Source organism: Fusibacter ferrireducens (genome assembly GCF_015352425.1).
In the GTDB taxonomy this organism is placed as follows: Bacteria; Bacillota; Clostridia; order Peptostreptococcales; family Acidaminobacteraceae; genus Fusibacter_A; species Fusibacter_A ferrireducens.
Genome location: NZ_JADKNH010000015.1, coordinates 99,811 through 122,774, shown reverse-complemented (window position 1 = coordinate 122,774; position 22,964 = coordinate 99,811). Strand labels below are relative to the sequence as shown.

General features: G+C 37.4%; 18 protein-coding genes. 5 read left to right on the top strand and 13 right to left on the bottom strand.

Annotated elements, in window-relative coordinates:
• Positions 1 to 276: 276 nt before the first annotated feature.
• The 7 genes from ISU02_RS20215 to rlmD all read right to left on the bottom strand — a co-directional run bounded on the left by ISU02_RS20215 (position 277) and on the right by rlmD (position 8,555).
• Positions 277 to 858 (bottom strand): HNH endonuclease, encoded by a 582-nt coding sequence (locus tag ISU02_RS20215; RefSeq protein ID WP_194703656.1) that lies wholly within the window; start codon positions 856 to 858, stop codon positions 277 to 279.
• A gap of 9 nt (positions 859 to 867) precedes the next feature.
• Positions 868 to 1,491 (bottom strand): chemotaxis protein, encoded by a 624-nt coding sequence (locus ISU02_RS20210; protein ID WP_194703655.1) that lies wholly within the window; start codon positions 1,489 to 1,491, stop codon positions 868 to 870.
• 11 nt (positions 1,492 to 1,502) lie between these two features.
• A complete protein-coding gene (locus ISU02_RS20205) occupies positions 1,503 to 3,767 on the bottom strand; it encodes an ATP-binding protein (protein WP_194703654.1) in 2,265 nt (754 codons plus the stop codon).
• 17 nt (positions 3,768 to 3,784) lie between these two features.
• Positions 3,785 to 5,212 carry an Eco57I restriction-modification methylase domain-containing protein gene (locus ISU02_RS20200; protein ID WP_207736449.1) on the bottom strand — a complete coding sequence of 476 codons (1,428 nt, stop codon included), beginning with the start codon at positions 5,210 to 5,212 and terminating at the stop codon, positions 3,785 to 3,787.
• Positions 5,213 to 5,227: 15 nt separating this feature from the next.
• Positions 5,228 to 5,524 (bottom strand): helix-turn-helix domain-containing protein, encoded by a 297-nt coding sequence (locus ISU02_RS20195; protein ID WP_194703653.1) that lies wholly within the window; start codon positions 5,522 to 5,524, stop codon positions 5,228 to 5,230.
• A gap of 569 nt (positions 5,525 to 6,093) precedes the next feature.
• Complete coding sequence (locus tag ISU02_RS20190) at positions 6,094 to 6,912, bottom strand: hypothetical protein (protein WP_194703652.1); 819 nt, start codon at positions 6,910 to 6,912, stop codon at positions 6,094 to 6,096.
• Between the two features lie 125 nt (positions 6,913 to 7,037).
• A complete protein-coding gene (gene rlmD / locus ISU02_RS20185; protein ID WP_194703651.1) occupies positions 7,038 to 8,555 on the bottom strand; it encodes a 23S rRNA (uracil(1939)-C(5))-methyltransferase RlmD in 1,518 nt (505 codons plus the stop codon).
• Positions 8,556 to 8,659: 104 nt separating this feature from the next.
• On the opposite strand from rlmD, the gene ISU02_RS20180 reads away from it, so the two are divergent.
• Complete coding sequence (locus ISU02_RS20180; RefSeq protein ID WP_194703650.1) at positions 8,660 to 10,024, top strand: GerMN domain-containing protein; 1,365 nt, start codon at positions 8,660 to 8,662, stop codon at positions 10,022 to 10,024.
• A 152-nt stretch (positions 10,025 to 10,176) separates the two neighbouring features.
• Here the strand turns inward: ISU02_RS20180 and ISU02_RS20175 are convergent, their stop codons facing one another.
• Entirely contained in the window at positions 10,177 to 10,866 is a 690-nt protein-coding gene (locus tag ISU02_RS20175; RefSeq protein ID WP_194703649.1) for a Crp/Fnr family transcriptional regulator, read from the bottom strand.
• A 185-nt stretch (positions 10,867 to 11,051) separates the two neighbouring features.
• Between ISU02_RS20175 and ISU02_RS20170 the strand changes: the two genes are divergently transcribed.
• Both ISU02_RS20170 and ISU02_RS20165 read left to right on the top strand, forming a co-directional pair.
• Positions 11,052 to 11,471 carry a DMT family transporter gene (locus ISU02_RS20170; protein ID WP_194703648.1) on the top strand — a complete coding sequence of 140 codons (420 nt, stop codon included), beginning with the start codon at positions 11,052 to 11,054 and terminating at the stop codon, positions 11,469 to 11,471.
• Between the two features lie 33 nt (positions 11,472 to 11,504).
• Positions 11,505 to 11,966, top strand: a complete 462-nt coding sequence (locus ISU02_RS20165; protein ID WP_194703647.1) for a DMT family transporter — start codon at positions 11,505 to 11,507, stop codon at positions 11,964 to 11,966.
• On the opposite strand, the gene ISU02_RS20160 is transcribed toward ISU02_RS20165, so the two are convergent.
• Positions 11,959 to 12,990 carry an aldo/keto reductase gene (locus tag ISU02_RS20160; RefSeq protein WP_194703646.1) on the bottom strand — a complete coding sequence of 344 codons (1,032 nt, stop codon included), beginning with the start codon at positions 12,988 to 12,990 and terminating at the stop codon, positions 11,959 to 11,961. The genes ISU02_RS20165 and ISU02_RS20160 overlap by 8 nt on opposite strands.
• Before the next feature lie 52 nt (positions 12,991 to 13,042).
• The gene (locus ISU02_RS20155) at positions 13,043 to 13,594 is read right to left on the bottom strand and encodes a cupin domain-containing protein (RefSeq protein WP_194703645.1); all 552 of its coding nucleotides are present in this window, start codon (positions 13,592 to 13,594) and stop codon (positions 13,043 to 13,045) included.
• A 135-nt stretch (positions 13,595 to 13,729) separates the two neighbouring features.
• On the opposite strand from ISU02_RS20155, the gene ISU02_RS20150 reads away from it, so the two are divergent.
• Positions 13,730 to 14,935, top strand: coding sequence for a DUF819 family protein (locus ISU02_RS20150; protein WP_194703644.1), 1,206 nt, complete (start codon positions 13,730 to 13,732; stop codon positions 14,933 to 14,935).
• A gap of 28 nt (positions 14,936 to 14,963) precedes the next feature.
• Positions 14,964 to 15,938: a dipeptidase gene (locus ISU02_RS20145; RefSeq protein WP_194703643.1), complete on the top strand. Its 975-nt coding sequence runs from the start codon at positions 14,964 to 14,966 to the stop codon at positions 15,936 to 15,938.
• A 150-nt stretch (positions 15,939 to 16,088) separates the two neighbouring features.
• Here the strand turns inward: ISU02_RS20145 and pyk are convergent, their stop codons facing one another.
• The 3 genes from pyk to ISU02_RS20130 form a co-directional block, all read right to left on the bottom strand.
• Positions 16,089 to 17,846 (bottom strand): pyruvate kinase, encoded by a 1,758-nt coding sequence (gene pyk, locus ISU02_RS20140; protein ID WP_194703665.1) that lies wholly within the window; start codon positions 17,844 to 17,846, stop codon positions 16,089 to 16,091.
• A gap of 551 nt (positions 17,847 to 18,397) precedes the next feature.
• Positions 18,398 to 19,357 carry a 6-phosphofructokinase gene (pfkA, locus tag ISU02_RS20135; protein WP_194703642.1) on the bottom strand — a complete coding sequence of 320 codons (960 nt, stop codon included), beginning with the start codon at positions 19,355 to 19,357 and terminating at the stop codon, positions 18,398 to 18,400.
• Positions 19,358 to 19,396: 39 nt separating this feature from the next.
• Positions 19,397 to 22,942, bottom strand: a complete 3,546-nt coding sequence (locus tag ISU02_RS20130; RefSeq protein ID WP_228727902.1) for a DNA polymerase III subunit alpha — start codon at positions 22,940 to 22,942, stop codon at positions 19,397 to 19,399.
• Between the last annotated feature and the right edge of the window lie 22 nt (positions 22,943 to 22,964).

The window sequence follows — 22,964 nt, the reverse complement described above, 5'->3', positions numbered from 1 at the left end:
ATGCGATCAGACCATAATTGTCTTAGGGATTCATTTTTCATAGCGACAAGCTCCTTAATGTTTTTGTTTATTGTCGCATAAAATTTAAATGTTGAAAATGTGTGTTAGGTTTAACGCTTACCCTAATCCACAACACTTTATATACTTTTTTATCTCGCCATTCTTTTTAAGCAGGAAAAATCTTTTATCAAGAATGGCACAAATTTTAGCTAGAATAATTTCTTGTTCATTCATTAAATTCCCCCATCATGCATTTATACCAATCCTAAAAATGCACTACTCTTTCCTATTAAACAGTATTTTATACAGTTCTTTTATCTGTCGATTTATTAATATGTACTCGGTACTCTCTTCAGGTGTCATTGCCTGCATACGTCCTTCGAGAATAGACTGTCTTTCAAGTATTTTTGTACATGTCCAGATTTCTTTCATCGGTCTGGAATTGAACTTAAAACCGGTTTTGCACATATATTTACCAACATCGGTAATCCCAACGATATCTCCATTGTCTGTTCGTTCTAGATGCTCATCATATTCATCAGTTGCAGGATCGATGAATCCTACATTTCCATCATGATGCTTGTCCTTATCTTCCGTTGGCCATTTCCTAGATTTTTTTCTATTACAAGTGAAACAACTATAGACTAAATTTGAATAATCTGTTTCTCTTTCACTTGCAATCCTGATTGGAACAAAATGATCTATTTCAAATCCTTTGTTAGTTGTCATCTCCGATTTTCCGCAGTATCCACAAATATGCCCAAAATCTTCCCGGAGTCTAGGCTCATATTTCCGGTAGCTTGATTCAGTTTCAACATCAGATCGTCTCTTTATTATTACCTCACCATGTATTCTCATCCGCCACCTCTAATTTGTTCGATCTATTAATTTGTCGAGTGCCGATAAAATATCGCTCATCTTCTTGCTTGCTGATGATGTTAATAATTCTGATGGAATGTCATCCACTTCATTATAGGCACGCAAAATTTTATACAAGTGAATAAAACGTTCCTCTTCCATTGAAGATATTTCTTCTGAATCTTTCTTTTCTTTAAGTACCAAAAACTCTTCGTTACGTTTAACTAACCGATTTTCAAAAACAGCAACTGATTGCTCAAGTTTTTTGATAAAGTCTTCAAATTTAGGTTTCCCCATTTCAGCATCAAAAACATCTCTATCAATGAACATGTTTTCAACAACCAAATTTTCACCGATACCCTCTTCACAATAATTAGTTAATACAATACACGGTAAATCAGGAACCTCTGAATTCAAATAAGCCACTAAATCCGTTCCCATAAAACTGTAAGCTTGTGTCAATTTATAATCAACAAGCATACACTTGATTTCATTCTTAAATATCCACTTCAGAACATCCTCTTTTGTATTGCAATCGTCCGCAAAAATAAGTTCAATATCTCTTCGCTTTAATCTTGTTTTATATGCATCTACTAAAGATTTATCATCATCAATAAAACCGATTTTAATCATTACAGCCCCTCCTAATCCTTATTTTTAAGCACTAAATCTATATAAAATCCTTCTGAACTACTCATATTTTTTGACAAATCAATAGCACCGTAATATTCACTGACAATCCTGTTTATGATCCACATTCCCATTCCTGTGCCAATAACATCCCCCGCATTCGTTACTTTGTCGGTTTCGAGTGGTTCTAGAATTCGTCTTGGATTTTTCTTATATGATTCAGATAAACCGATACCATTATCTGAATACCTTATAAGTATCCCATCTTCCTGTGAAATGATGCTAATAAATATTTTTTTATCATCACTCACTTTCTTTTCAAATGAAGCAACACTATTTGCAATTAAATTATTTAGTATACTCTCAAGTTCATACGGAAAACACTTGAATTCCACGTCATCCATGGTATCAATTATTTCAATGTTTTTTGGACTGAGTGACTCTTTCCATGATTCAATCAGCTTGGAAACCAAATCACTAACACTTGTTTTCCTCATCCTTCTCTTATCACGTCGTACTGATTCTATCGTTACTTTAAACCACGAAGTGAATGCTTCTCTTGCGACGCTTGCTTTTGTAATATAGTCCAAGGCAGATTGCATATCCTTATCATATTCTATAGCTTCTTTGGCCATTACAATATTTAGATTCAATTTGTGTGTTACATCTTTAATTTCATGAACATAAGTATTAGTAACAATACCCGTAGTCGCTAAAACACGTAACATCTGAATCTCATTTTCAAGATCTCTGATTGTTGAATCTTTTTTATCAACTAACTCTGAGACCTTTTTAACATCTATAACTGGAGATTGTTTTGGTGGTTGATTGCTTTTCTTTGCAGTTTCTTCATTCTTTTGACTCTCTTGAAGCTTCTTTTTAATTTCTTTTTCTATATCTTCTGTAGGATGTAATTCATCATAATATCTATTCAACAATCTACAAACATATTGCCGATCTCTTTCAAATAACCTTATAGTTTTTTCTATAAAAAGCCTCAGAAGTCCAAATTCTTTCGTTTCAACTATTCCTTGGCGGTTAGCCTGATCTGGCAAATGTATATTAGTTCTTGAAATATAAATACTTCCATGCATTTGATCAGCATTAACTCTCCATGAACCAGTATCATGGGATATCGCAGCTGGCGATTTATTTTTTCTAGCAGCAAGCATTAGCCAATCACTTGATGATGACTTAGGGTCACCGTATGGTCTAACCCTAAAACCATCACGGTAAATTCTAATACCACCAAAGATGCTTCTGATATCCGGTCGGCCCGTAATATCCTTATAATAATATTTTTCCCGATCGGCTTTTGTTGCATTCAGCTTTGCGTAATATAGTGTTCCTTCAAAATCACCTATAGTATTTTCAATATTCTCCTTTGAGCCGATAATCTCATTAAAAGACAATACTTTCTCTATTGGCTTTCCCTGAAAATAATCTCGTTCAAAATTTTCGAATCCGGCTCCAGTCATTATCTCATCAAACTTATCTGAAAAATCAAATTCATCTCTATAGATATTAACAGTGACTTTCCCAGACGATTCTGCTACAAAGTGAACTTTGTAATCATAAGCAAAATCATCACTATCTTGTAAAACAGCCGCTTCCTCAATAGTTGTTGTAGTCTCAAAAAAATACACATTAAACACTTCTTTAAATTCAGGAGGAATCAATGTTCTTAAGTTTGATTTTATGCTATCAACGACAGATTTATCCCATTTATCTCTTAAAGATGTTAATTTAAAAATCGATCCTGTTCTTTGGAAGTTATCATCCACAATCTTATTAACATTTGGATTAATAACATCACTTAAGAATTCATCAAATCCTTTTGTGGAAGGATCCAAGTCTGCCGTGATATCGGTTATCCGCTGCCCAAATTCAAATCTGCTCCAGTCAACATCCCATATCAAATGTTCTTCTTCTGAAACTGTTAGCAGTTCACATTTGTCAGCAATCCTATCCAGTGCAAATCTTCCGATTCCCTTTGCTCCAGTTTGAATGCGTCCTTTTCGCGTCTTATATTGTATTTTTTTCGAAGAACTCCCAATAGTCATCCAATGCTTCAATATAATTTCTTCTGTCATCCCAGTGCCATTATCACCAATATATAACGTATCTGTTTCATTTTCGTAATATAAAAAACAAATAGAAGCATCTGCATCATAAGTATTTTTAACAAGCTCAAGTATTGCCCCGTCGAGCTTAGACACATTTTCTCGTCCTATTAGTTTTGCGGTATAGGCATCTACATTAAAAGGTACTTTTGACATACATTTGCTCCTTCATACTATTTTTTTAAGTACTTCACGGGCACTTGAAAATTATTTATATCCTTAGGCGCTATACGATAGGAATTATAATTTGAAATAACACCTATACTTTTTGCATACTCATAGAATTCAGGACTTTCAAGTATTCTTCTTGCTATACTAAGATCTTCATTTTCTTTACTTACAATATAAATACCCGAAGTAGGTATTTCTTCAATACCAAGTTCATATACATTAACTTGATTCGTTACCAGCGTTGATAATAAAAGTTTTGATTGGTTTAAATGTGCTAATGCCTGTGACCTGCCATATTCAAACCACGCAATACCATTGTCACTATCTCTTTTGCTGAGCTTTTCAGCAAATTTCAACATATATTGTGCTGTCAACGGATATTCTGCCATAAACTGCCCTTCAGTATATCTCAAAAGGCGACCCTCTTGGTAATCATAAGGAAATATTATGTACTCTTCCTTATTATATCTTTTTGATCTCGGACTTATAGCTCTTCTAAGAATACTCTTTTCAATCTTCCCATTTTCAACTTCTAAATAATTATGATTATCGGTATATGAGCGTATCAGATAAACTTCATTCAATAGTGTTGCAATGCAACTAGCTGCATGAAACATTTCACCAAACTTGACAGTATTTCCATTATCAACACTTTGGAATTGCCATTTATCAACCAATTGATTTTTGATGATATGCCTACTCGAATTTTTCATGATATCATGATATAACAAATGTTGATTTCTGCTATTCTTTTCAAATACCATTATCGCTGAGGCTGTTTGTTTATTCTTGAATAATTTTTGACTAGTAAAATCATAAATGTCAGTCAAGTCATCAACCAGATAATCTCTCAGTGCATGTGCAAATTGATTCTTAAAAATATTACTAGGAACCAAATAAACTAATCGTCCATTGTTCCTTAACGACTTAACACTTGCTTCGATGAACGCATAGCAATAATCGAATTTTCCATGATAGCATGTTTCAAAATTTTCTCTCAAGAAAGATCTATTTTCTAATGAAATTTCCTTATAGGTGATATATGGTGGATTCCCGATTACATAATCAAATTCATCTTGAATATTCAATTTCAAGAAATCCCCATGATAGAAATTCCAATTAACATCATGAATATCATACTCATTTGCAATCGAATCCAACCTTACGGTACAATTATCTATATGCTCTTGATCTATTTCTGCTGCATAAATATCTCTTTCTAACCCTAGTTTAATTTGCACATTATCAAGATGATTATTTTTGCAGTCATTAATATATCTAACTACTATTTCTCCTAAAATATTGCCGTCGCCACATGAATTCTCTGCTACCTTTTGATTATACAAGTTATTATTATACCCTGCATAATCAAGCAATTGTTGCACATATTCAATTGGGGTGAAAACTTGGCATTTTATATTGATGCTCATATGTTCCTCCCCGCACTACTTCAATAATTTCAGCAACGCACTCTTTTGTTCTGATGAAAGCGTTGCCCATTTTTCAAGCATTTCTTTTTGCTCTTTATCTAATGAAACCAATTCATCGTCATTAGCGAAAAACTGTGACAATGTTATACCTAAACCATGACAGATTTCTTCAAGTGTGCTTATGCTCGGGTCGTTATTTCTATTAAACATATTCGAAAGAGTTGATTGAGACACACCCGAAGCTTTTGAGAGCTTATACATGGTCCAGCCTCTCTCATCGAGCAATTCTTTGATTCGATCTAATGTATTCAAGACACACCTCCATAAGTATTGCTTCAATTTTACTACACTTATGGGGCGTACACAAGTTTACAAGTGTATATATCATTACTACTCTATTGAGTAGTATATTATTTTACTTTTGTAAAGCCACTAGTTTTTTCTTAATCATCTTTATTCTGGTTTACAGCCTCCTAAACTCGGCCCGCATAACTTCCTCTTCTTTCGCATGCCACAGTTCTTCCATTTCCGCTCTGGTTGCCACCGGAAAATCCTTAGCTTCAACCTCACCCATCTTTATTGATGCAAGATGTGATATGATTTCTCTGCACAACAATCACCCCACTTCTTCTTTGTAAAAATTCAGAACAAGCATAATTAGCTGTTCAAGTTCTTGAAGCTCTGATCCATACATAAAAAATTTCGCCATCTTTGTCTTCCTTTCTTTCTGATTTTGGACATAAAAAAACGGCAAGTCAGTAGGTTGTTAAGTCAATCTAAGACATGCCATTTGATTCTAAAATTAATTATTTCATTTGCTAGAAAATCATGACCTAATAACAAATCGGAATTTAAATATTTCTCTAAAACACTTTATTACATCAAATTTCATATTGGCTTAACAAGTTATCCAACTTTGCTTGAGAAAACCTTTGAAGATAATAGTATTTGTCAATAATTTTATACTGTGTATTCTCATCTATTTGCTCAGAGCAGTAATCTATAAGCTCTTTTATAAACTCTTCACAAGATGAATAGTAATCTTGTACGAGCATATTATTTTCTGGAAAATGTAAATAATTAAAAATATATTTGCCATCAATATCTTTCTCAATAATTCCATCACCAGTTTCGGGCATTTTGGGAATCATTCCTGCCCCAAAATAAGGTATATACTCGGGGTTTTGTGCTGCTATTTTATATTTTACCAATGTTATGTTTTCTAAAACTGCAGTAGCAATAGTGTCATCAATAAGGATACGAGGATGTATGGCTATTTCTGATTCCAACTTGTAAGCTTTATTCACAGCATCACCAAAAAACATACTCCTGCACGAATCAACATAAGCATCGCCGTAGGATACTCCCCCTCTAAAAAGAATTTTTTCTTTGATAAATCTTAAGAATATAGGCTCGCAATTACATAATGCCACTTTAAATAATTGATCCACTTTTTTGCGCTCTTCAGATATTGTTTCTTCATCTTTAAATCCATAAAAAATATAAGCACAATCAGAAAAAGTGTATATCCTCCTAAAATAAACAGTATGAGACATATCATTTTTCCTATTTTTTTCAAGTTCTTCATGAAATATCTTATTAATTTGATATGTTTTTTGAAAATCATTTCTATTCTTGCTTCCAAGAATGTCCACGAATATAACTAGATATTTAGAAAAACTATTTGGTTCACTACTCACTTAAATCCCCCATTTCATAATGTCATCTATATTTTAGTCTCTTTTTTAAAGGTCAAAAAACGTCATTTTCCATCTGTTTTTCGCCTAAAAATCGACTCAAAACCACAATATCTTGTGGTCAAACCCTACTTTTTAGCCTTCGAACAACTATTCGCCATCAGAATTATCGTCTCCACATGCGTCGACATCGGAAACATATCCACCCCAACAGTCCTCTTCACCTCATACCCACCAGCCACGAGCAGTTCCAAATCCCGCGCAAGCGTACTAGGCTTACAAGACACATACACGATATGTGGTGCTTTCATGGCGATCAAGGTATCAATCAAACTGCTATCACATCCCTTGCGCGGTGGATCGAGAATCACAATATCAGGTAGCTCATGTTTCTCAGCAAGATCAGCGATCACCTCTTCAGCGAGTCCCACCACATACTCAGTATTGCTCAATCCATTTAAAATTGCATTCGCCTTAGCGTCTTCTATAGCACCTTCTATAACTTCCACACCGATAATCTTAGAAATTGAAGGCATTTTCTTCGCCACATAAGCCCCTATTGAACCAATCCCACAGTAAAGGTCCATAACAGTGATACCCTTACCACCATTAACCGTTAACCCTTTATTGCCATCTTTTTCTTCTACCTGATCTTCTGAACTCGCCCTAATCTCATCCACAATCGCCTGTACATTTGTCACCACTTCATCATAGAGCACTTCCGTTTGTACTGAATTCACTTGAAAAAAAGACTGTGGTGAAATTTTAAAAGCCACATCGCCGATGTAATCTGTCAAGTAAACCTTACCCGAAATATGATCAAACTGGTCAGACATGTTCGTGTTCCCAAGATCATCGTTAATGTTGATATACACGGACTTAATTTTGCTATCCAACACTTCTAAATCTTTTACAAATCTCATAAGTTTTGACGAAACCGCAGTTGTGACAATTACAAGCATCGCTTCCACACTTTCACCTTGATTCGGCGTGGTGGTTCTGATCATGATTCTTCTGAGCGCGCCTTTTTTCGTCAACTCATCATAAAAGCTAATCCCACTGAGCCTTAAGGCTTCACGGACCTTTTTCATCAAGGCATTGGCAACCTTGGATTGTAAAAGACAATATGCCACATCCACAAGATCATGACTGCGCTTTCTATAAAAGCCCATTTCAATTTCACCCTTCTTGCCCATAGCCAATTGATAAATACCCTTGTTTCTATAATAAAGAGGCTCTGTCATGGCCTTAAAGCCATCCCATTTTATTTCACTTTCTTCAAGTTTACCAATGCGCATTAATGAACTCTTAATATGATTAGCCTTGTATTCAACTTGACCTTCATAACTTAGATCCTGTAGTTGACAACCGCCGCACTTTGCAGCATAAGGACATGGGGCTTTAACGCGCATTGGTGATTTTTCATGCATTTGATGAATGATACCAATTGCATAGTTCTTTTTAACCTTGATGAGTGTTGTCACCAGATGATCCCCCGGAAGTGCATTGTGGACAAATACCGTGTAACCGTTAATTTTCCCTATGCCATCACCATCTTCTGTTATATCTTCAATGTAAAGTTCAATCTGATCGCCTTTATCAAATCGCTTTTCAGAGCCTACATTTTTAGTATTTTTTTTAGACATTTTGACGTCCTTTCATTTTTTCCTTCTTTTGTAATAGTTTTTATCCGCAAATTATCATATAATAATAATGTATGATATTATTTAAATAAACCTAGGAGGATTATATGTTTCGATTTCTCTCCAATATGCTCTTTATCGTCATTCTATTTTTGTTAGTTACAGCCATGCCACTCAGCAAGGATATACTGACAATTAACATATTTCAACCTGTCATCGAAAAACCCACTGAAGTCGTTCCTGTGGAAACCACTTTTGCACTTGAAGGTCATTTCAGTTCAATTGATTATACACCAGATGAGATTGAATTTTCAATAGTGAGCACACCACATGATTTTTCTGAGACGCTCTATGACGCAATTGAAGTCTGTGTATATGATGGTGAACAATTGATCAGCACTACTAGTCTGAAGGATTTGTCGCCGACACTTGTGAATTCAAACGAGAATACCGATCAAATTTCATTTTCACTCAAATCGATTACAGATGTTCTTAAAGCCAATCATTACCGTGTTGAAATAAAAGGCACCAGTGAGGGGCCATTTAACGAGACCTTAACACTTGTCATCTCCAATGAAAAATTTGACAAGCTGTCACTTGAAGCAATCGATGAGGCCCCAGATGGTAAGCTTGCAATGCGTCTATATTATCCAACGGATGCATATGAACTCTTAGTGCCCATATCTCGAATTGTGGATTATCCAAAAAATCGTTCCAGAACAACACTTAAAGAACTGGATAAAGGCCCTACTGTAGGGTTGGGCTTGCCTGTGGGAGATTCAATTTGGCCCTATGCTTCCAAACTATCCGTAAGATCTGGAAACGCTTCTGTCTATGTATATAATCCAGAGTATATCGCCTTTGAAAACGACTTTAAGCCTGCTGTTGACGCAATCACTTATACATTGACTTCACTTGACTTTATTGATCAAACGAATTTCTATATAGATAACACCAAACGGAAATCATATGGTGGCGTGAATTTAGAACAGAATTTCATTCCAAGAACTGACAATCTTGCATATCTCAATTACAACAAGGATTCTAATTATATGTTATTGGCGCCCGTTTTCATCGAACTGCTAACGGAAGACGATGAGGCCTTATCATCAGATGTCTTGGAAAATGCTAAAACGCTTTGGAAAGTGCTCTCATCACCACATTTTAGTGCATCCCTTGAAAAGAGCAGTCTTTATCTCAGTGGCAGTATCCCGACTGGTACTGAACTCAAAGCAGTGAACTTCGATGCAGGCAAATTGACACTGGGTGTAGACAACAGCTTTAACAATGCTTTTAGCGGTCATGAAGCCTATGTCAAACAGATGCTTTTAAGTATCGCAAAATCTTTTAACAGCCTTGAAGGTGTGGATGAAGTCTATTTTACAATCAATGGTGAATCGCCTACTGATTTTTACGGCTATGACCTTTCAAAGCCACTTACCAATCCGGCATTTATCAACTTAGAGCCATAGGCAAAGCCCCGATGTGATAAAAAATCACACTGGGGCTTTTTTAATTGTGTTCTCTAACTAAATAGGATGATCTTTTCAATTATTTTGAGGCTGGCGTCGCAACAGCATTGCCGACAGTACTAGAATTATATTTCACCCATTGCAATTGATTTTTAAAGCATATGATAGATTTGTCCAGCCAAATTTTTAAGTGCCTCTGCATCCAAAATCAAAATGCCCTTGCCCTTTCTCTCGATAATACCCGACGCCTCCAATTGAATAAAAGCACGATGAAGTTGTCTATACGTCGTGCCTATAAACTCCGAGATTTCCATAAGTGTTTCTTTCAAAACCACTTCATTTGAGGCACTATCATGATGCCATAAGATATAACTCGCCAATCTATTCTTAACAGGATTCATCAGATTGTAGGCATCATTTTCATTGGCATATCTCAGTTTTTTACCGAGTCCTCTTATAATGTATTTCAAATAAGGTATGTTATTTTCAACAAATCTTTTCATAATTGAGGCTTCAACTCTGAAAAGATAGGACTTCTCAACAGCAGAAACGACACAGATTACATTTAAGTTCTCTATAAGCTCTACATCACCTAAAGTATCGAACTTTGTATAAAATTGGATCAATAAATTGCGTCCATTCCTTTGTTGCTGAAATACTTTAAGTTTTCCTTCAAGAAAGAAATAGTAATATTCAAGGGGGTCATCTGCATTGAGAACGATTTCGTCTCTTTCATACTCACAGAGTTCGAGTGATTTTATAATGGTCTCATCAAGCATAGAGCTTATTTCAAGCCGTTCTAGATAGGCTGTTATCTTTTGTGGATGTTTAATCATTCTCATTTTTCTATCCTCTTCTCGATAAAAGACATTTTGACATGACATATGTCATATTATATCATGTCAAAGGCCAGTATAATAGACTTATAAAACACAACATAAACCTAATGATTTTCAAATATCAAAATAATCATAAAACATTAAATGATCCAAAAGCATCATCATACATTTCACGAAAGGTGGCACATATGGCCTATTCATCTGCATATATCACTGGCCTCTTATTGGCGTTAATGGTTTCATTCAACGGGATGCTTTCTAACTATACTTCTACTTATTTCAGCAGTTTTATATTCAACGCCATTGGACTTATCTTATTTGCAATTTTACTTTTAAGACCTTCAAAATTATCTTCGGGTCATATGAAGCCCAGGTTATTTTGGTTGCTCCTTCCGGGCGCTCTCAGTGCACTGACTATTGTCATGAGCAACATCACTGTGGCCCAACTGGGAATCACCATTATGGTGGGCATCAGCTTGCTTGGACAAGTGCTCACGTCACTTGTCATAGACGGTCTTGGACTCTTAGGCAAACCTAAAACTAAAATTACTTTAAAACAGATTATCGGCATTTGCATTATCTTTGTCGGTGTGTATCTTTTACTATGAACTATTCTGGTACTTTAACTTGGAGGTTTAAGCATGATTTTATATTATGGTTCTGCTCTTATTCTGGGGGTACTCTTCATCCTTGCACCAATCTTAAACGGTCGCAATGCGCTTGCCCTTGGTACTTTTAAAGCTTCATTTTTTAACTATCTATCTGCAACTTTGACAGCTCTTATTTGCTTGATGCTTTTCTCAAACTTAGAATATTTTAAACAACTGCCCACAATACCACCCCACTATTTTTTAGGAGGGGTCATTGGCTGTTTCGTCATCCTTTTACTCAACTATTTTACCACTAAGATCAAGGCCTTCTACATTGTGATATTGCCCTTTATGGGACAGATGACTCTGGGCATCATATTGGACTATATGTTCATCGGCAACTTTGAGATCAAAAGCATTTTAGGACTCAGCATCATTTGTTTCGGGCTCTATCTTCAAAGTGAAAAAAAAGAAGTGAAATTAATCACTTCTGAAGATAAGCCTACTATTTAACTGAATTCTCATATTCTAAAAAATTAGCCTGAACACGCTCTAACATATCTCTAATCGGTAAATTATATGGACATCTAGGTTCACACGCACCACATTTTATACAAGCGCTGGCAGTAATTGCCTGACTTTCATAACGTTCTTTGGCCCAAGCTTCAAGGCCATAACGTGTAAGATAACCTTCCATGATAAATTGTACTGGAATGTCAATTCCCTGTACACAGGGTAGACAGTAGCCACAGCGTCTGCAAAACTGACTGCCTATTTCGTTTACAAATTTTTCGATTTCTATTTTTTCTGCATCGCTAATCGGCTTAAAATCATGGCCTACAGCTGCGTTTTTCTCAACGAGTTCCGGTGTTTCCATCCCTGGAATGACCACTGATATATTCGAATTTTCAAGTATAAATCTCAAGCTCAAGGTGCCATTTTCAATAGCGCCGCCAGCCATAGGCTTCATGATGATGACGCCTAAATCCAGTGCTTTAGCACGTTCAAAAAGTTTTTCACCTTGGCGTTCTACAAGGTTATATGGAAACTGAATGGTCTCAAATGGCATTTCCTCCAGAACTTCCATGAGAAATTCCGCACTATGTGCTGTGATGCCTATGTGACCGATTTTGCCCGAATCCTTAGCTTCCAGCATAGCCTTGTAGGCGCCATTTTCTCCCATGACCTGTTCATACTGTTCTCTATTTCTAATGAGATGACATTGATAGAGATCTATATAGTCCGTTTGAAGTGCTTTAAGACTCTTTTCTATATCCGCTTTCATGCCTTCATAGTCTTTAGCAGGTGATTTCGTCGCCAATACGAATTTTTTTCGCTTATCGCCTGCAAGTGCGTTGCCAATATAGCTTTCGCTAACGGTATACCCAATTGCCGTATCTATGAAATTCATGCCTTCTGCTATCATTTGATCCACAATTTCATTGGCTTTCTCTTGACTTGCCCTTTGAATGGGAATCCCTCCAAATCCAATGCTGCTTACCATGAGTTCTGTCTTCCCTAATCTACGCTGCTTCATTTAAACCTCCTGTTTTCTAAAGGTATTATACCACATTGAGCTATAAATATTGCTAAAATGAAGGCGGTGTCATCGCCCAAATTGAAACGCAATCTTCCTCGCCAACATTATCATATTTGTGAGGTATTGTACTTTGAAAAGTGATGCTATCTCCTTCGCCCATTAAAAAGGTCTGATCTCCAACAGTGATCTTCATTTTACCCTTTAAGACGTAACCACATTCCTCGCCTTCGTGCGTCACAAAATCCCTTGCTTTTTCTTCATCTGCTCTAATCGTAATCATCAAAAATTCAATTTTCCCCTGTTGATCTGGCGTTAACATCTCATAAGTTCTTGAAGATTTCCCTATGATCATTTTTTTGCGCTCATCCTTTTTCACCACTGGATTTCGCAGTGTCCCTTCTCCTTCATCAAAAAAATAACCAACACTGACATTAAGTGCATTTGCAATTTTCCACATGACAATAACAGTTGGCACAACTTTACCATTCTCAATCTGGCTAATCATACTTGCACTAATCTCTGATTTTTCAGCAAGATTGGCAATTGTTAAAGCCATACTTTTACGTAATTCCTTTATTTTTTTGCCCACATCAATATGCATCTATTTCACTCCTTGAATATCTAACACAAAATTCAATATAATAAAAAAATATTAAATATATTGATTTTTGTTAATAATTACGATATACTGATTTAAATTTCAATATACTAATATTATATAAGGGGGAACATCATAATGCAAACAAGTTTTATTAGTGCAGATAACACATGGGTTTTATGGGCAATCATCACTGGTTGGGCGGCTTTCAGCATTTTTCTAGAGCAAAAATATCAGTGGGCTGCCAAAATTTCTGGGGCTATTATCGCTTTGGTAGGTGCAATGCTACTTTCCAATTTAAGAATTATTCCTACGGATTCAGCTGTTTATGATCAAATTTGGGGTTACGTTGTGCCACTGGCAATTCCATTATTATTGTTTAAAACAAATATAAAAAAAATATGGAAGGAAAGCGGCAGACTGCTCATCATCTTTCTCATAAGTTCAATGGGGACTATGCTTGGGGCTACCATAGGTTATCTAGCGCTTCACAACTACATTCCTGATCTCAGTAAAATAGCTGCTATGATGTCCGGATCTTATATAGGTGGTGGTGTGAATTTTGCTGCTATGGCCAGTTCTTTTGAAGTACCTGGGGAACTTGTATCTGCCGCTGTTGTTGCTGATAACCTACTGATGGCACTCTACTTTTTCGTTCTCATTACAATTCCTGCAATGGCCTTTTTCAGAAAAAAATTTAAGCATCCTCACATAGATCAGGTTGAACAAATTGAGATCAAGGCTGATGAAACCATCGCTTCTTCATATTGGGGACGCAAAGAGATTTCTCTAAAAGACATCGCATTTTCCGTTGCAACTGCATTTGCAATCGTTGCGATCTCAACTGAGCTCTCAAAGTATATCGGCACTCTTATTCCAACAGATAATAGTGTTTCAAATACTCTAAACATGCTTTTCTCCAACAAATATTTAATCATCACAACTTTGACAATGATAGGTGCGACTTTCTTCTCGGATTACTTTGAAAACATCAAGGGATCACAAGAAATCGGTACTTTTCTGATCTATCTTTTCTTCGTGGTCATCGGCGTTCCAGCATCTATCATACTAATCATTCAAAAATCACCGTTATTATTAGTCTATACAACTGTAATGGTTGTTACGAATATGATTGTCACATTCGGTTTTGGAAAACTTTTGAAGTTTGATCTTGAAGAGATTATAATGGCTTCAAATGCAAATATTGGCGGTCCTACCACAGCTGCTGCAATGGCCATTTCAAAAGGCTGGACTTCACTGATTGCGCCCGTTATGTTGGTTGGAACACTGGGATATATCATTGGAAACTACTTTGGTATTTTAATGGGGAATCTATTAATGTAGACTTTAAATTCGGATAAAGGAGCAACTTATGATTTTCGACGGACATTCTGATTTATTGATTGCACTATCAAAACAAAGACAGCAGGGACAAAAAAACGTTTTTAAATCATTTTATTATGACCAGTATAGAGCAAGTTCCGTATACGGCGGCATTTTTGTACTTTGGGCAGATCCCCCAAATGATATTCATCCTAAAGAGAGAATTGATCATCTCCTTAATGTGGCTTTGAATGAAATTGAAGACGCTCAAGGATTAATACGTCTAATAACAAAGTTTTCTGACTTAGATATGAAGGATACTAATCACTTTCAAGTTTTATTAGGTATGGAAGGGTTAAGCCATCTTAAAAACGATATTTCACTTCTAGATGGCTATTATGATCAGGGTGTACGCCACGCTTCTCTCACTTGGAATGATGTCAATGAATTTGCAACAAGTGTATTGGGTGATCCCACAAGAGGTCTAACCCCTAGTGGAATCGAAGCTGTAGAACGTATGGAGCAGTTGGGCATGATTGTGGATGTTTCACATCTAAATGAAAAATCCTTCTGGGATGTGGCAAACCATACGCATAAGCCTTTCATCGCTTCACACTCAAACGCAAGAAGTGTTTGTGATCATAAGAGAAATCTTACCGATGATCAATTAAAAGCAGTTTCTGCATCTGGAGGATTGGTTGGTCTGAATTGTTATGGTGACTTTGTAAGTGCGAGCAAAAGTCTTCAAACGCTGGAAGGCATGGGGATTCAGATCAATCATCTTCTTAAGACAATTGGACCCGATCACATTGCTCTTGGATTTGATTTTTGCGATTATCTTGAAGCAGATACGCTTGGAAGTTTCAGTGATACGCCTTTAGCTCAACCTGGAATTAATGGGCTAAACAATATTTCCGAAGTTAAAAATCTCACTGCTTACCTCTATGCTATGGGACTTTCTGAAAATGTTATTCTTAAAATTACGCATCGGAATTATGAAAGGTTTCTCAGAGAAGTGCTTTGATAAAAACCCTTTTAAAGATACTATCGCGACTCTTGGTGATCTACACCCATCAGACTATGTTTATGCCAGATACACTATTAAAAACCCCCTGACAGTTTAGAATCAGGGGGTTTAATGTTGTAAAACCTTTTTTAACATCCGCTAGAGTGCTTATAATACTCTTGCTTTACCAGCGTAAACAATACCTTTAGCGGAATCAAGCGTAATATCCATGCCATCTCTGAGAAGTTCAGTCGCATTGTTAGCGCCAACAACACATGGTTTTTTAAGGCTAAGTGCTACAATAGCGCCATGGGAAGTATAGCCACCTTCTTCAACGATTAAACCAGCTGCTTTTTCCATGAACGGAACGATATCTTTATCTGTAGAAGTTGAGATAATAATATCCCCTTCTCTAAACTTGTCTTTAAGTTCTTCAACGGTACTCCCAATACATGCTCTACCTCGGATGAAGTCCTTAACAAGACCAGTCCCCTTGATGAGAACTTCGCCTACCAAATGGACTTTCATGAGGTTTGTTGCACCAGAGATGCCAACAGGGACGCCAGCAGTGATAACCACTAAATCGCCATCTGTTATATAGCCATGTTCTTTTGATTTCTGTACGGATATTTCAAAGATTTTATCTGTATTAGAAGCTTCACCAATCATCAATGGAATGACGCCCCAAACCACAGCGAGCTGTCTACAAGCGGATTCAGTTACTGTACATGCGATAATTGGTGCCTTTGGTTTTAATCTTGAAATCATTTTAGCTGTGAACCCTGAAGATGTCGCTGTGATGATTGCAGATGCATCAAGATCTAATGCAGTTGTCGCTGTTGCATGACTTACTGCGTAAGTTACACCCATTTCATTGGACATCGTAATTCGCTTTTCAAGCATTTCTCTATAATCGAGGGACCCTTCTGCTGCTGCTGCAATTTTAGACATTGTGCGAACGGATTCAATTGGATATTTACCCGCTGCTGTTTCACCGGATAACATAACCGCATCTGTACCATCAAAAATAGCATTTGCAACGTCAGTAGTCTCAGCTCTCGTCGGTCTCGGATTTCTAATCATAGAATCTAGCATTTGAGTTGCAGTGATAACAGGTTTGCCTTCTTTATTACACATTTCAATCATTTGTTTTTGTACTAACGGCACAAGTTCTGTCGGTATTTCGACACCAAGGTCACCCCTTGCCACCATTAAGCCATCCGATACTTCTAGAATTTCCTCTAGATTATCAACACCTTCTTGATTTTCAATCTTAGATATAATATGAACAATATGTGCGTTGTTTTCTTCAAGCACTTTTCTAATTTCAAGCACATCGCTTGCTTTTCTGATAAATGAAGCCGCAATGAAGTCTATATCATTTTCGATACCAAATTTGATGTCATCAATGTCTTTTTGAGTGATCGCTGGTAAATTGATCTTAACTCCTGGCACATTGATCCCTTTATTGTTCTTGACATCGCCACCGTTTAAAACTTTCGTTGTAATTTCATTGCCGTTAATAGACATAACTTCAAGTTCAATTAAGCCGTCGTCAATGAGAATTTTATCTCCTGGCACAACATCTTGAGGTAAACCCTCATAAGAAATTTGACATTTATTCTGATCTCCAAGATACTCTTCAGTGGTCAATATAAATTCTTGGCCTTCAACAAGCGTATAAACAGCTTCTTTAAATTTACCCGTTCTAATTTCTGGACCTTTTGTGTCCAAAAGAATTGCCACAGGTAATTGAAGTTCTTCTCTCACTTCTTTGATCATGTTAATTCTCGCCAAATGCTCCTCATGGTTACCATGAGAAAAATTAAGTCTCGCAACATTTAGTCCTGTTTTAACAAGTTCTTTAAAAATTTCTTTTTTCTCGCTTGATGGTCCAATCGTACAAACGATTTTGGTCTTTCTCAACATAATATCCTCCTAAAAATAACTTATAAATTCACACACATATGATTTCTACCCTATTAAACATAATTTCTATATGAAGAAATTGTTTTGCAATTTCATCAAATCTCGTCTTTAAAATATTACTCGGTACGCTGCGCTGCCTCGCAAGATCTTGTAAATCAAAATATTACTCGGTCCGCTTTTCTACCCTCGTAACCCTTTGCAAGTTGAAGACTTGCATAAGTTCATGACATTTACTCGGTACGCTTTGCTACCCTCGTAACCCTTTGCAAGTCGGAGACTTGCATAAGTTCAAGACATTTACTCGGTACGCTTTGCTACCCTCGTAACCCTTTGCAAGTCGAAGACTTGCATAAGTTCATGACATTTACTCGATCCGCTTTGCTACCCTCGTAACCCTTTGCAAGTCGAAGACTTGCATAAGTTCAAGACATTTACTCGGTCCGCTTTGCTACCCTCGTAACCCTTTGCAAGTCAGAGACTTGCATTCAGTGATGGTACGCCATCACTGAATTGTAATATGTGCGCGGGGCGCGCATATTACTAAAGGGTTATATCGCTAATATTCTAGCCAGTTCATAGATCTCTTTATCGTAATCTTTTTTCATTGAAAGCGCTTCTGAAATATCTATATCGACAAGTTGATTGCCTTTTATGCCGATTGCTCTACCGGCTTTGCCTGCTATGAGTTGATCTACTGCATATGCACCTAGTCTCGACCCTAGGATTCGATCACTTGGTGTTGGCGTGCCACCTCTTTGCAGGTAACCAATTACGCTCACTTTGACATCTGAGCCCGTTTTGGATTTGATTTGCTCGGCAACTTCATAAGGTTTGCCAACCCCTTCAGCCAGTAAAATAATACTGTGAAGCTTGCCTCTTTTTTTGCCTCTTAATATCGTTTGACACAGATCATCCATGTCTGTATCAATCTCTGGGATGATTACCGCTTCAGCGCCTCCTGCTAGGCCGCCATAAAGAGCAATGTCACCGCAGTGTCTTCCCATAACTTCAATGATGTTTACTCTCCCATGAGAAGAGGAAGTGTCTCTGATATTGCCAATGGCATTCACCACTGTGGTAAGTGCCGTGTCAAATCCCAAAGTAAATTCTGTATAAGCCAAGTCGTTGTCTATGGTGCCCGGTATGCCAATTGTTGGGAAGCCTGCGTCTGCCAATCGCTTTGCGCCATTGAACGAACCATCTCCACCAATCACTACCAAACCATCAATTTTAAACATTTTGAGCATTGCCAGACCTCTTTGAAAGCCCTCTTCCTCTTTGAATTCTAAGCATCTTGCGGTACGCAACATCGTACCACCGCGGTGGATGATATCACCCACTGAAGATACTGTCAAAGGTTCTATATCGCCTTCTAACAATCCCTGATAGCCTCTGTAAATACCTGCGACCTCAAGACCATTATAAATTGCAGTTCTGACCACTGCCCTAATGGCAGCATTCATACCTGGTGAATCACCACCACTTGTTAATACGCCTATTTTTTTCATGTTTTTCACTCCTTTTTGAACAATTACTGATTTGAACTCTTATTGATGTACAACATTGTTCTTTCCCACAATTTGTTCAACGTGATCCACAAGATCCTTAGTCACCACAACTTGACCATTAACCTTAAGTTTCTTTTTAATCGTTGATATATAGTAGATAACGTCAGAAGGTTTACCCTCTGACCGCTGTCTCGAGTAGCGTTTCAAAACTTTGGAAACCTCATTCATTAATGATTCATCCAAAACTTCAAAACGTATGAACAGAACAGATGAATCCTCCACACTGCCACCATCTTTTTTTAGAGGAGATGCTGGATTCACTGCTTTTGCTGTGACTGCTTTCACAGCGGTAATTCGATCTGCTATCAATTTTGGAGGTTCATCCTCTTTTACATTGATACGCCCCCTTACGGAAATGATCGAATCTTTATGAAGAAGCGTTTCACTGGCAGAATAAGTCTTAGGAAATACAATGACCTCAATTTGGTCGAATAAATCTTCCACAGTGATGAACGCCATATTTTGATTGTTTCTGGTTATCTTTTCGAGTTTTGCAACGATCATACCGCTGATGACTACCATATCGCCATCTTTAACCAGCGGTGTCTCGTCCTCTTCAAAAGAAGACTTGAGTTCCGATAAATTAAAACTCGAGATTGCTTTCAGCTGATCTTTATAGGGATCAAGAGGATGTCCAGTTAAGTATATACCCAACATTTCCTTTTCAAATTGCAAAAGTGTCTCAAATCTTAATTCTGGGATAATCGGAAGCTTGTTGCCCAAATGCTCCGATGAGTTGGCCATTGCATCCAAGCTGAAAATAGACAGCTGTCCTTCAGCACCTCTACGCTTAAGCGAATGTACACCATCCACTGTCTTTTCAAAAATACCCAGTAATTGAGACCTATAAGCACCAAATGCATCAAATGCACCTGCTTTGATCAAACTCTCCACGGCTTTTTTATTGAGCTCGGAAGGTTCAATTGATTCGCAGAAATCTAAAAAGTCTTTAAAGGGCTTCTTTTCTCTACTTCGAATAATGGCTTCTATGATGCCTCTGCCTACATTTTTAACAGCATTCAAGCCATATCTGATGTTTTTGCCTTCCACAGAAAAGCCCACAAAGCTTTTATTCACACAAGGTGGCAGAAGTTTGATGCCAAGCTCTTTACAATCCTGCATATAAAGTGCAATTTTAGATTGACTGCCCATGACACTGGTCATAAGCGCTGCCATATAGGCAACTGGATAATGAGCTTTGAGATAAGCAGTTTGATAGGCCACAATGGCATACCCTGCCGCGTGAGATTTATTAAAGGCATATTTGGCAAAATCAATCATATCGTCAAAGATTTCATCGGCTACTGCCTCCGATACGCCATTTTCAATACAGCCCACCAGTTCAATTTCTCCGGAATCTGATTTTTTACCGTGTTTGAAATAGGCGCGTTCTCTTTGCATCACATCCATTTTTTTCTTACTCATGGCACGTCTTACAATATCACTTCGCCCAAAACTATAGCCTCCCAGTTCTCTTACAATCTGCATAACCTGTTCTTGATAAACAAGGCAACCATAAGTGACACCAAGGATTGACGCAAGTTTTGGATGCTTAAATGTAATTTCGTTGGGATTGTTTTTGTTCTTTATATAGAGGGGGATGGAGTCCATCGGTCCCGGTCGATATAAAGATATCCCAGCAATGATATCTTCAAACCCTGATGGTTTTAATTCACGCATAAACTTTCTACAGCCAGCAGATTCCAGCTGAAAAACCCCCAGGGTATCACCTTTACTGATCAACTCATAAGTGAGCGGATCATCATATGGAATTTGATCTAAATCTAATTTTAAATTTTCAGTCTCCTCAATTAATTGTAATGCATTTTTGATAACTGTCAATGTCCTTAGACCTAAAAAGTCCATTTTTAACATTCCCAAATCTTCAAGTAAAACCATGTTATACTGTGTTGTGATGCTATCATCTTGCATGTAAAGCGGTACATAATCATCCACTGTATTCTTTGAAATCACAACACCTGCAGCATGTGTTGAGGCATGTCTTGGAACCCCTTGAAGTTTAAGTGCCGCCTCTAGTAGTTGATGCGCTTCTGGGTCTTCATCGTAAATTTGTTTTAACTTAGGATTTACAATTAAAGCTTTTTCCAGTGTCATGCCAAGTTCCATTGGAATCTCCTTGGCAATTCGATCCACATCTTGATAGGGTAGATTCATAACGCGGCCAACATCTCTTACAGCAGCTCTTGCCGCCATGGTTCCAAACGTAATAATCTGGGCCACATGATCTTTACCATACTTTCTGATGACATAATCAATCACTTCGCCGCGCCTGTCGTCTTCAAAATCGATATCGATATCGGGCATCGTCACGCGTTCAGGATTCAGAAATCTTTCAAAGATCAGGTCGTATTTAATCGGATCAACTTCGGTTATATCCAGTGCATATGCCACGATGCTGCCGCCACAACTGCCACGCCCGGGGCCAACTCTGATCTCATGATCTTTTGCATATTTTATAAAATCCCAAACAATCAAAAAATAATCGTTGTAACCCATTTGATCTATAATTGAAAGTTCGTACTCAAGTCGTTCTAGATGTGACGGTTCCACATCATATTTCCTATAGAGACCTTCAAAACACAGTGCCCTCAAATATGCTTTCGGGTCCTGGGCCTCTAGAGAAAACTCTGGCAAATGTGTTTTGGTAAAATCGAAATCAAAGTGACATTTTTCAGCGATTTTAACAGTATTCTCAATGGCGTCCGGTCTTGATTTAAAAAGCGAGGCCATCTCCTCTGGTGATTTTAAATAAAACTCTTTGGTTGGAAATCGCATTCGATCTGTATCACTCATGGTTTTTCCAGTCTGAATACAGAGTAAGATATCATGAACCGCTTCATCTTCTTTTTCAAGATAGTGCACGTCATTGGTTGCAACAAGAGGAATGCCTGTGGCTTCACTGATCAATACAAGTTGCCTATTGACCATTTTCTGTTCCTTCATCTGATGGTCTTGAAGCTCTAAATAAAAGTCCCCTGCATCAAAGATGGCTTGCAATTTAACCGCCATTGCCTGAGCCCCTTGTGGATTGCCTTCAAGAATCAATCGTTGAACATCACCACCAAGGCATGCCGAAAGACAAACGAGTCCTTCTGAATATTCAGAGAGTAGATCATAATCAATTCTTGGCTTATAATAAAAACCCTCTGTAAATCCCGCCGAGACCAGCTTAATCAGATTTTTATATCCCATCTCATTTTTAGCCAATAAAATTAAGTGCCCTGCATTTTTGTCCAGCGTCGGATCTCGATCAAACCTAGATCTTGCCGCTGTGTAAACTTCGCATCCAATGATGGGTTTTATACCCTGTTTCACGGCTGCTTTATAAAAATCCACCACGCCAAACATGACGCCATGATCTGTGATCGCAACGGATGACATACCCATAGCCTTTACTTTTTCAAACAGACGGTCAATTCTGGTAAAACCATCTAGTAGGCTATATTCAGTATGCAGATGCAAATGCACAAAATCTGTTTTTTTCAAGGAAAATTCAGTTTGCAAAACTGTTTGCGCCCCTTTCTTG